Consider the following 11263-nt stretch of genomic DNA (forward strand, 5'->3'; position numbering starts at 1 on the left):
CAGGCGGCTTCCGCTCGGATCAGGGGGCTGAGAACTTCGCGACCATCCGCTCGTTCATCTCGACCGCCAAGAAGCAGGGCTGGAAGATCATCGAAGCCCTGACCGCCAATCCCCAGGAACTTATCGGCGGGCTTCGCCTCGCGTAGGCCCCAGACCACCTGGGCGTTACATTTTTATATTATTGACATTGTTGGCTTGCATTGTCTACTCAGCCACTAGGCGCGGCACGCCAGCGGCCCTCATCATCGCTAACGTCTTGGCACGATAGTTCTGGCGAACGTCGCGCGTTGGGGGGCGGCAGCGACTCGACGGCAGTCCGATCAGTTCCATGCACAACTTGTCGAGATAGCCATCCCCGCTGGTGTAGCCCTTCTCGATCTCGACCCACAGCTTGTAGAAGGGCATCGCCTCTTCTACCATCATCCGTGCGATCTCAGCGAAATTCTGGGCCTTGACCTCGTCGATTAGCTTGATCCCCCATTCTGGCCAGTAGTTGCACAAATGGACCTCGAAGGAACGCGCACCGAGCGCGGGCATGGCCGAGTAGGGAAAGAACAGATTGTTGTCGATGATCGTAAAACGCTGGGAAAAATTGGACGTAACGTCCTCGAACTCCATTGCGTCGGTGCGCGGTGTCGCCCATTTCAGGCCGACTACATTGTCTATCTTGGCTAGCCTATCGATCATGCCGAACGACAGGCTCGTCGAGGTCCAGAAAGTATTGTAGACGATGATGCCGATTTTCGGAGCGGCTTCCGCCGCTGCCAAGACGAACTCCTCGAAATCGGCTTCCGTGTGCGTGAAGTAGAACGGGCACGAGACCTGCAGAAAGTCGAAACCCATGGACTGCGCCGCCTGCGCCAGCCGCACCAGTTCCAGCGTGCTGGTCGATTGACCGCCAAAAGCCAGAGGAACGCGTCCCTGTGCTTCGTCTATAACAGCTTCGCCTACACCAATCCGCTCCTCGAACGACATCGTCGAAAAGTCGCCCGCCGCCCCGCCAGCCAGGAGCGTGGCATATTCAGTGTTCAGGCCGTTGTCGATGAGGAAGCGGACATAAGTCCTGATCGCCTGGTGATTGACCGGAAAGCCGGCACTGTCCTCGAAGGCCGTAGGTATCGTGACGTAGCATCCTGCCAGCCGCGATTTCAATCGTTCAAAGTCCAAGATCACCTCCTTCATGCTAGCTTCGCGCAGTCATCACCGCCCGCCGCTCAATTCGTTTCTCTTTGACCGTCAGTCACACCCATCCGAACCGACAAGGCTGAACGAGGGCTAGGAACAGTCCCGCGCCGCTAAAGTTCCCGCTTGAGCGGTATCGTTGTGCCGTCCGGGGCGAAAAGATGCGCCTTGCGCCAATCCACACCGATCTCACTTTTACCCAGCCCGACACTCCTTGCTTCCTCGCCGCTTTGACGCATGACCAGCACACCTGCTGGATGCGCAGGTGCATGCAGGAAGCTCTCGCCGCCAAGCCGTTCCACAAACTCGACATCCGCCTGCAGACGCGGGCCAGCAGTTCGGTGCGTGCTGAAATGCTCCGGCCTGATGCCGACGGTCAGGCTGCCGGAGAGCGTCATCGACCGCACCAGATTCAGTTCCACGCTGCCATCGGTCGTTCCTGCGATCTGTAACGTCAGGCGCGTACCTTCCTGCTTCTCGACCGACGCCTCGAGGAAACTCATCTTGGGCGAACCCATGAATCCGGCAACGAACCGGTTGGAGGGCGCGTCGTAGATTTGCGCCGGCGTGCCGAACTGCTCGATCACACCATCGCGCAACACTACAATTCGGTCGGCAAGCGTCATTGCCTCGGTCTGATCGTGCGTCACATAGATCATCGTGGCGCCTAGGCTTCTGTGCAGCTTGGCCAGTTCAAGACGCATCTGGACACGCAGTTCAGCATCCAGGTTCGACAGCGGTTCGTCGAACAAAAACACCTCAGGTTTGCGCACGATCGCCCGGCCGATCGCCACGCGCTGCCGCTGTCCACCGGAAAGCTCCTTGGGAAGTCTGCCCAAAAATGGACTAAGCTGAAGCGTGTCGGCGACGGCGGCGACCCGTCTGTCACGTTCGGCTTTTGGCATACCCTGCATCAGCAAAGAGAAGGCCATGTTCTCGGCGACCGTCTTGTGCGGATAGAGTGCATAACTCTGGAACACCATGGCCACACCACGATTTGCTGGCGGTATGCCGCGCATCGGCTTACCGCCGATCGCCACCCTTCCGCCGCTGATCGGCTCTAGGCCGCAGATCATTCGCAGCAATGTCGATTTTCCGCAGCCCGATGGCCCGATAAAGACTAGGAACTCACCGTGCTCAATCGTCAGATCGATGCCGGGGATAATGATCTTCTCGCCATATTTCTTGGAGACGCCCGAAAGCTCAACCTTGGCCATAGTCAAGTCCTTCCTGACGCCAGCCGTTAGCCTCGGGCATGAGAACGCTGGCTTGGATGCCTGTGATGCCTTGGGAATCTTGCGCGTAGTAGGCGACGTAGAGGCTGCCATTGGCACGCAGCGCCAGCGATGGATAGCCAAGATCCCGATTGGGAAGGTCCGAGCGGACCATGTAGGGAGTGGCTGAATTCCAACTGTCTCCCTTGTCATGGGAGGTATATAGCGCAATGCCGAAAGGCGTGCGCCGTCTTCCGGCGACACAGGCGATACGGCCGTCATCGAGTTCAATCAGATCGGCCGGATAGTCTTCGATCCCGGTCGGCAACGCGGCACTCCACGAGAGGCCACCATCAGCTGATCTGACGACATGCAGGATGCGCGAGATATTGTCGCGCAGGAGCATGACGATGCGGCCGTCGCGCAGCAGGATGGGCGCCGGTTCCTCGAAGGCATGCCCCTCGCCGGCCGCGACAAGACGCGGCTCAGACCAGCTTTGACCGCCATCGCCCGATCGGACGGTGAAGACGGCGGCATAGTTCGGCACATCGCACAGCGGCAGCACGATTTCACCTCCAACCTCGACGCCACCGCGCATGCCGTAGCCGCCGGTGAAAGGAGCGGTGTCGATGCGGGCCGACCCGGAAAACGTTCTGCCGCCGTCGAGCGAACGATGAACCCACGTCTGCCCACCGCCACGGGCCCAGGGATAGCGTTCGGCAAGCGTTGCTTTCTCAGGCGTCCAATCCTGAAGTTCGGTAGCCATGGCGTCGGCGCCCAGCAGTTGCTCTGGCCGCGTATAGGTGCCAGGCGCAAGATTGGCCTGCGCCTGGGCGAGAGTGTGCCATCTGAACCGCCACTGGTTTAGTAGCACAGCGCCCGAACGCAGCGGAGTAAGGCCGGCGCATTCCACGCCTTGCCATCCAAAGTCGGGAACGATGGAAGGAGCCGACCAGCTTCTCCCCTCATCCGCCGATAGCATAAGCATGTTGCAGTACAGCGGGTCCTGCGGTGGATGCAGAACCCCGGCACGTCGGCGCGACTGTGTGAATACCAGCAGCCAATTGTCGTTGGCCGCAACCGCGAGATGCGGATGCGCGCTGTATGCATGCGGATCGCAGTGGATCGTCTGGTGATCCATTCGCGGTGTCAAGGCTGCCGTGCCGGATGTCATCTTGGAGGCTCAGATCCGGAAGCGCGTGCAGCGGACATATTGCAGCGGCTTCGGGTCATCGCTCCATTCGTGGTACGAGCAGACAATGGCTCCGTCCTGCGTCTGGATGACACTGGGGTAGCCTATGTGCTGGTAAATGCCGGGGTGGTTCCAGTCGATACCACCGCCCTCCATCTTACCAGAAACCGGCGACATGCGGCTCGAGCCGGGTGTCTCGGTCACCGTCTGGCCAGGCACACCGCCTTCGCGAATGACAAACTCGTTCTTCACATCCCAGGTCACGCCGTCGTCGGAAATGATTGCACGCACGCCATAGGGTGGCCGGCGATAGCCGTAGACCATTAGATAACGGCCATCCTGAAGGGAGATCAGCTCCGGCGGATAGCCCCAGATATTAGTCCACTTCGGCGGGGTCCAGCTGAAGCCGTCATCCTCAGAGATGATCATGACCATGTTCTTGGCGTCACTTGTCGGGTTGACATGCGTGCGCATGAAGCAGACCAGTCTGCCGTCTGCGAGCCGGACCAGACCAGGCTCCTCATAGTCGATGATGCTGGCCGGGTCGTAGCCTAGCGTCGAGAAGTACTCCCAATTGTCACCGCCGTCGTCCGAGCGCATCAGCGCGGAGCGAGTGCTTTCGCCCTCGCCTTCTTCCTCATAGCCGTGGATGCGACCGTAGAGGCCCATGAGCAGCGAGCCGTTCGGCAACTCCCAGCAACCGAGACGGCAGCCGCCATGTTTGAGCGGACGCACATTGACGGGGATAGGCTGAGTCCAAGTTTCACCGCCGTCCTTCGATTTGACGATGTAGGTGCCGAGCCAGCCCTGCGTCTTAAAGGCCCAGGTCCAGTCACCCCATTCCTTGGTGTTGGGATGGGAACTCCACGACGGCTGTTCGGGATTGATGCCCCGCTTGAAGAAGCCGGTGATGGTCAGATTGACAATGAGCGTGCCATCGCGCGTTTCGCAGATGCCGCAATCCCAGTTTCCCTGCGTTTCAGACCAGGGAAGCACGACCTTAGGCGAGCTCCAGGTCTTGCCTCCATCCTTCGAGCGGGTCATCAGCGTCTGACCGCTGTCATGGTGGAAAGGGAAACGCTCTTCATTAAAAACAGCCAATATATCGCCGTTCTTCAGAAGTCGCGTCGCGATCTGGTTTACGCAATGCGCTGGATCCTTGAAGATCGTGAAGTGTTCGACGTCTTTCATAGTAGTCATTCCCTCGCTCAATCTATTTGATATTCTTGGTTTTTCGGCCTACAGCCGTATTCCGATATTCTTGACGCTGAGATAATTGCGGATGCCGGGCAATCCACGCTCCCGGCCGACCCCGCTGTCCTTGATGCCGCCGGTCGGCGCCTGGACACCACCAATGAACCAGCCATTGATCCAGACCGAGCCGGCCTCAACGTCGCGAGCGAATGCCAGGGCACGCGAGATATCGCGGCTGTAAACACCGGCGACGAGCCCGAAGCCGAGACCATTGGTCATGGCAAGCGCCTCGTCGGCGGTATCGAAGGACAGCGCAACGGCGACTGGACCGAAAATCTCTTCGCGCGCCAGAACGCTTGCCGGATCGACATCATCGAAAATCGTCGGCTCGACGAAATAACCGGTCTTAAGTCCTTTGGGACGGCCGCCGCCAAGCCGCAATGTCGCTCCTGATGCACGTCCACCGTCGATGTAGGATAGAACCTTTGCATGCTGCTCCTTCGAAACCAGCGGCCCGAGATCGCAATTGTCGAGGCCCCTGCCGACGGTCAGCCGGCCCGCGCCTTCCGCCAGTCGGTCGAGAAATTTCTCGCGGATCGATCGATGCAGCAGAAACCGCGACGAGGAAGAGCAAACCTGACCACTGTTGCCGAAGGCGCCGTCAAGCGCATCGAAGGCCGCCTTTTCTAGATCGGCGTCCTCGAAAACTACCATCGGGTTCTTGCCGCCGAGTTCCAGAACCACGGGTTTCAGCCCCTGTGCCGCGCCAGCGTAGATCTTGCGCCCGGTTTCGACCGAGCCGGTGAAGGTGATGCCGCGGACGAGGGGATGTGAGACGAGCGCTGCCCCAGCGTCTTCGCCAAAGCCTGCCACGACATTCACCACGCCATCTGGCAATCCCGCCCTCTGACACAGTTCGGCGAAGGCCAGCGCCGTGAGCGGCGATTGCTCAGCGGGTTTGATGACGACCGTGCAGCCCGCGGCAAGTGCCGGCGCCACCGAGCGCGCAACCATGCCCAGGGGATAGTTCCAGGGAACGATATGGCCGGTCACGCCGACCGGTTCCAGCATGGTGAAATCCACGAAATCACGACCGAGCGGGATCGTCGACCCCTCCATCTTGTCGGCGGCGCCGGCATTATAACGCAACGTCGCGCACACGCCCCTGATGTCGCCGAGGGCCTCCTTGACCGGCTTGCCGACATCGAGCGTTTCCAGGAATGCAAATCGTTCGGCGTCCGATTCCAGCAAATCCGCAAGCTTGAAGAGAAGTTGTCCGCGTTGGGCGGGGTTCAAGTCGCGCCAGTCGCCATGTAGCGCCCGGTGCGCGGCCCTGACCGCGGCGTCGATTTCGCCGGCGCCGCCGCGCGCCACGATCGTCAGCACCGCCTCCGTGCTGGGATCGATCGTTTCAAATGTTCGACCGTCGGTGGAGTTTCGCCACTTGCCATCGATGAAATGTTGGCATGGCAAAGGATCGACAAGATCGGCGCGGGAATAGGTTCGTAACGTCATTGTTTCAAACTGCCCTGGGAAAGACCTTGGATGAAGTAGCGCTGCAGAAAACAGAACAGCAGCAAGCTGGGGATGCTCAGGATGGTCACCGCCGCCATGGCTACACTATAGCCCTCAATTTGGGTCTGCGTTCCAACCACTGGCGTGAAGGCCGCTATTCCGACGGGAAGCGTCTTCATCGACTCGTCAAAGGTGACGAGCAGCGGCCACAGGAAGTTGTTCCAGTTCAGGGTGAAGATGATGACGGACGCCGCGATTGCCGGCGCCCGGGCAAGCGGCAGCGCAATGCGGAAGAACAGGTTGAATGGTCCCGCGCCGTCCATTTTTGCTGCCTCCTCCAGTTCCTTGGGGAAGGACATGAAAAACTGGCGGAAAATGTAGACGCTAAACACATTGCCGATCGATGGCAGGATGAGGGCCTGGTAGCTGCTTGCCCAGCCGACTTCGACGAAGCCCAGCAGCAGCGGGATCACCGAGACCTCGGTGGGGATCATCAGCGACGCGAGGAAGATGTAGAATAGCGTATCGCGTCCGGGAAACCGCATGCGCGCCAACGCGTAGCCGGCCATCGCACCGAACAGGACACACAGGAAGGTCGATACCGTCGCCTGCACCACGCTGTTGAAGCCCCAGCGTATGACGGGGTAGTTGAAGACCTTGATATAGTTGTCCAAGGTGATGCGGTGAGGAAGCCATTCGATGTCCTTGGTCATTACATCGCCCGGAAACTTGAAGGACGTCGACACCATCCAGACAAAGGGCAGCGCCCAGAGAACTGCAACCGCCATGCCGAACGGCCATATGAAGAGATCCGCCCTTTCGAGGCCGCGCGCCTCGAGTTTTTGGTCCAGCCAGTCAGTCATCACACACGCTCCCTAAGAAGAAAGCGCTGGACCACGGTGATCGCCAGGATCAACACGAACAGCAAGAGGGACACGGCGGCGGCGTAGCCGAACAGGTTTCTGACGATGGCGAGATTGTAGATGTAGTGGATCGGCGAAGACGAAGAGCTAGCCGGGCCGCCATTGGTCATGACGTAGACTTGACTGAATATACGCAGCGTGGAGATCAACTGCAGCGTCACAACCATGCTGATGACGGGTCGCAGATGCGGCAGGATCACATGCTTGAAGCGCTGCCAGCGGTTGGCACCATCCACTCGCGCTGCGTCGATGATCTCGCCTGGAATATCCTGCAAGGCAGCGAGGAACAGCACGAATGCAAGCCCGAGATCCCACCATACCGAGGCAATGCTGACGCCAATCAGCGACCAGCGCGTCGAAGTGAGCCAGGGGATGTCATCAAAACCGACAAAGGACAGATAGTAGTTGACGAGCCCATACTGGGTGTCAAGCATCCAGACCCATACAAGTCCAATCACCGTCGCGGACACGACCGTGGGGGCAAAAAAGAGCGTTCGCGCCAGACCCGACAGTGGATAGCGCTTGTTTACGAAAAGCGCAAAGAGAAGGCCGAGCCCGGTGACGCAGGGGACGATGACGAGGCCGTAAAGGAAGACATTCTTGAAGGCGACCGCAACCCATTGGTCGGCGAACGCCTTGTGGAAATTGTCGAGCCCCACCCATTTTGGGGTGCCAACGATGCTCCAACGCGTGAACGAGACATAGACGCCGACAAGCACGGGAAGGATGTTGAATAGGAAGAATGGTAGCGCGAAGAAAGCGACGAGCAGATAGCCCGCGCGGTCGGTCGGATGCCGCTCGGCTTCCACGTCGGCATGGCCTTGCAAGATTGCCGTTGTCATGTCGATCTGTTTGCTTTGCGGCAATATTCAGGGGGTGGTGGCCCGTCGCGATGCTGAGCGCGACGGGCCAAGGATCAGTTAGATTCCCGGCAAGCTAGTCCGGGGTCAGCCTTCGTCCAGGTCGGACTGCCACTGCGTCTGGATCTGCTGCATCGCCGCATCGATTGTCGTCTGTCCCGACCATACGCCCTCGAGCGTTTTAGCGAGGAAATTTCCTCCCGAATAGATCGTGAAGTTGGGGCCATTCACCACGGGGATCTCGCCGACCGTGGCAAAACTCATTCCGTCGACGAAGGCGCCGCGGATATCCCACGGGTTACCTGCGGTCTTGTAGTCCGGACGATCCAGAATCGATTTGCGCGGAGAGGCGCCGCGCCCAACCGTAGTCCACAGGAAGCTGTTGTCCGACAGCCATTTAACAGCCGCCATCGTTGCCTCGTGGCGACCCGGGTCAGCCTGTCTGTAGAACTCCAGGCCACCTATTTCGAGATAGGTGACTTGCTTGGCGCCAATCTTAGGAAATAGCACCGTATTGAACGGCAGTTTTTGCGTTACATAACCGTTGAGCGTCCACGGACCGGTCCAGAAGATTGAGCCCTGCCCCGTGCCGAACGCCTTGTAGCGGTCAGTGACATCGCGAGTCGAAACCTTGTGCTTGTCGAAAAGGTCGAGCACCCATTGCATCGCCGCCTTGCCGGCTTCGGGGTTCACGCAAGCCGTCTTCAGATCGTCACTGGCGCGCTGGAACCCCATCTGTTCCGCAACGATACCCCAGGTGACGGTCGGCTGAACGCCGGAACCAGTCATCATGATCCCCGAGCGGGTGACCTTGTCGCCTTCGCGCTTGGTCATGGCCTTCGCCCATTCCATCAGCGTATCACCGTCGAGCGGCGGCTTGCCGATGTCGAGGCCTGCTTCCTTCGCATGATCGAGGTTGATCTCTGGTTGCAGACTCATCAGGTCCATAGGTATCATGAAGACCTTGTTGTCATATTTCGGATAGCGCGAGGCCGAGACCGATGTAGCGCTGAAGTCGGCGAGGTCGAGACCGGAACTTGCGATGAGATCATCAAGCGGTATGATCACCTCGTCGCGCGCCAGCTGGGCCGACTTACCCGCCGTGCCCCAGCCAAAGTCTGGTGCCTTGCCGGTGGCCGCGGCCGCCAGCACCTTAGTCACATATTGCTCCTCAGGAACCACCTCCATGCGGATCTGGACGCCCTTGTCCTTGTGCGCATCGTTGAAGGCGGCGATCATCTTGGCCCACACCTCGCCGTCCGAAGCCGCTAGCCAGCTCCAATGCACGATCTCGATCGGGTTGGCAGCCGAGGCACGGCCAGTCCAGATGTGCGGAACAGAAAGACCCACGCCAGCGGCCGCAGCGGACTTTAGAAGTGTTCTTCGGTTGAGAGCAAAATTCGATTTGCTCAATGAAGTCACGTCCATGACAATCTCCCTCCAACGCGGCATGCGCTGGGCGCAGACCACGCTCTGTTAAGGTTTATTTTTCTATGTTCCCTCGCCGAGGCCGTCTCAGAACGTGCTCTCGGCGTAAAGCAGTGTTGGCCAATCAACCGCCCAAGAGTTGACCTGTAGCGTCAGATAATATATCTCTAGCGTCGCTGGTAGTTTTTCTCGGGCACTTGTCGTGGTCACAGAAACAAATCCCGTCATCGCAGCCGCCTCCAACCACCGTCCGCGGTTCGCCTTTCTGCTGCAACCAGAATTTCCCATGAATGCCCTCATCATGGCGACCGAGGCGCTGCGGATAGCCAACCAGAACAGCGGTCAGCATCTTTTTGAATGGATCATGATTTCGGATTCGGGCGGCTCGGTACGCGCTAGCAACGGCATGTGGATTACAGCCAACTACGACCTGGCCACCTTTCCGCGCTGTGACTTTGTGGTCGTCCTAGAAGGCAACCTGCCAATGCAGAATGTATCTGCAAATGTGCTTGGAGCTTTGCGCAATGCGCATCGGCATGGATCGATGATCATAGGCGTCGACACGGGCGCCTTCGCTATCGCGGCAGCTGGCCTCACTGGGGATCGCGAGGCCGTGGTGCACTGGGAGGCTGTGTCATCTTACCTTGAGCATTTTCCCGCGGGAGAGACAAAGAACCATATCTACCTCATCGATCGTCAACTTGCCTTCTGTGCAGGCGGCGTTGCGACACTCGACTTGATGCTCAATTTGATCGGAAGGCTGCGCGGGGCGAGCCTTACCAAGGAAGTCGCCAATGCGCTTATCCATGCGCCACGCGAAGGCATTCATCCGCAGAGAACCGACGACGATGCGATTGGCGAAACTCATTCTTCCCTATCACAAAGAATCGTGGCGTTGATGAAAGGCAATCTTGATTTCCCGCTGTCGCCAAAGAGCCTCGCGCGCCACCTCGGTATCTCCGTGCGGACACTGGAGCGCCATTGCCTTCGCCAATTCAACCAGACCCCCAACCAGCTCTATCTTCGTTCTCGGCTTCAGGCGGCGCGCAACCTACTATTTTACGAAGAACGCGGCATCAAGCATATCGCCTACGCTTGCGGATTTTCCTACCCGTCGGTTTTCACACGGGCGTTCACCGCCCAGTTTGGTCAGTCACCACGCGTATTTCGCCAGGAATTTCGCAAAACACAGATCACAGTCCGCCCGGAGACCGTCAATATCGTCTAGGTGTGCCGTCATTTGAGCCAAGCAAGAGCGCAGGCGAGATGTAGTCCGGCCAGAAAGTTCCGGGCGGTTTTCTCGTAACGTGTCGCTATACCTCTGAACTGCTTGATGTAATTGAAGAAGCGTTCGACCAGATTGCGTTCGGCGTAGAGCGCGAAGTCGCAGGCGCGCTGGACCTTGCGGTTCGCCTTCGGCGGGATCACCACTTTGATTAAGCGCGCTTCGAGGCTGGCAATGAGGCCGTCGGAGTCATAGCCCTTGTCGCCGAGAAGGGCTCCGGGCTTGACTTGGGCGGCCAGCGTTTCGGCCTGGGTAATATCGTGGGTCTGCCCGCCCGTGAGGCTCGCTGCGGACGCTTGAGAACGGTTTGACTACCACAATGTCGACAAAGGATCTGACAAGCGCCACAAGTTGTATCTGAGCAAACCAGATGGGGCGGGCGTTGTAGGATTGAACGATGGGCTCCGTTTAGAACCGCCAATTCAACATTGAAAAGCCCCAGGGGGCGGGGTGGAGAAGACTTCTTGCGG

At 58.9% G+C, this 11263-nt stretch carries 9 protein-coding genes and 1 pseudogene; 1 reads left to right on the top strand and 9 read right to left on the bottom strand.

Going from position 1 to position 11263, the window contains the following annotated elements; all coding sequences use genetic code 11:
* Window positions 1-204 precede the first annotated feature (204 nt).
* The 8 genes from WCJ41_RS17380 to WCJ41_RS17415 form a co-directional block, all read right to left on the bottom strand.
* A complete protein-coding gene (locus tag WCJ41_RS17380; RefSeq protein ID WP_336907099.1) occupies window positions 205-1182 on the bottom strand; it encodes a dihydrodipicolinate synthase family protein in 978 nt (325 codons plus the stop codon).
* Window positions 1183-1295: 113 nt separating this feature from the next.
* Window positions 1296-2399 carry an ABC transporter ATP-binding protein gene (locus WCJ41_RS17385; RefSeq protein WP_336907100.1) on the bottom strand — a complete coding sequence of 368 codons (1104 nt, stop codon included), beginning with the start codon at window positions 2397-2399 and terminating at the stop codon, window positions 1296-1298.
* Window positions 2386-3537, bottom strand: coding sequence for a sialidase family protein (locus tag WCJ41_RS17390; RefSeq protein ID WP_336907101.1), 1152 nt, complete (start codon window positions 3535-3537; stop codon window positions 2386-2388). Before WCJ41_RS17390 ends, WCJ41_RS17385 begins: the two co-directional genes overlap by 14 nt.
* Window positions 3538-3579: 42 nt before the next feature.
* Window positions 3580-4779, bottom strand: a complete 1200-nt coding sequence (locus WCJ41_RS17395; protein WP_336907102.1) for a sialidase family protein — start codon at window positions 4777-4779, stop codon at window positions 3580-3582.
* A gap of 48 nt (window positions 4780-4827) precedes the next feature.
* On the bottom strand, window positions 4828-6297 hold the full coding sequence (locus WCJ41_RS17400) for an aldehyde dehydrogenase family protein (protein WP_336907103.1): 1470 nt from the start codon (window positions 6295-6297) through the stop codon (window positions 4828-4830).
* A complete protein-coding gene (locus WCJ41_RS17405; protein WP_336907104.1) occupies window positions 6294-7010 on the bottom strand; it encodes a carbohydrate ABC transporter permease in 717 nt (238 codons plus the stop codon). The genes WCJ41_RS17400 and WCJ41_RS17405 overlap by 4 nt, the downstream gene beginning before the upstream one ends.
* A 149-nt stretch (window positions 7011-7159) precedes the next feature.
* Entirely contained in the window at window positions 7160-8062 is a 903-nt protein-coding gene (locus WCJ41_RS17410) for a sugar ABC transporter permease (RefSeq protein ID WP_336907105.1), read from the bottom strand.
* A 105-nt stretch (window positions 8063-8167) separates the two neighbouring features.
* Window positions 8168-9508 carry an extracellular solute-binding protein gene (locus WCJ41_RS17415; RefSeq protein ID WP_336907106.1) on the bottom strand — a complete coding sequence of 447 codons (1341 nt, stop codon included), beginning with the start codon at window positions 9506-9508 and terminating at the stop codon, window positions 8168-8170.
* A 286-nt stretch (window positions 9509-9794) separates the two neighbouring features.
* Between WCJ41_RS17415 and WCJ41_RS17420 the strand changes: the two genes are divergently transcribed.
* Complete coding sequence (locus WCJ41_RS17420; RefSeq protein ID WP_336907107.1) at window positions 9795-10736, top strand: helix-turn-helix domain-containing protein; 942 nt, start codon at window positions 9795-9797, stop codon at window positions 10734-10736.
* 8 nt (window positions 10737-10744) lie between these two features.
* Here the strand turns inward: WCJ41_RS17420 and WCJ41_RS17425 are convergent.
* Window positions 10745-11071, bottom strand: a pseudogene (locus tag WCJ41_RS17425) (IS5 family transposase); the annotation flags it as partial.
* Between the last annotated feature and the right edge of the window lie 192 nt (window positions 11072-11263).

The organism is Aestuariivirga sp., from assembly GCF_037139295.1.
GTDB lineage: Bacteria > Pseudomonadota > Alphaproteobacteria > Rhizobiales > Aestuariivirgaceae > Aestuariivirga.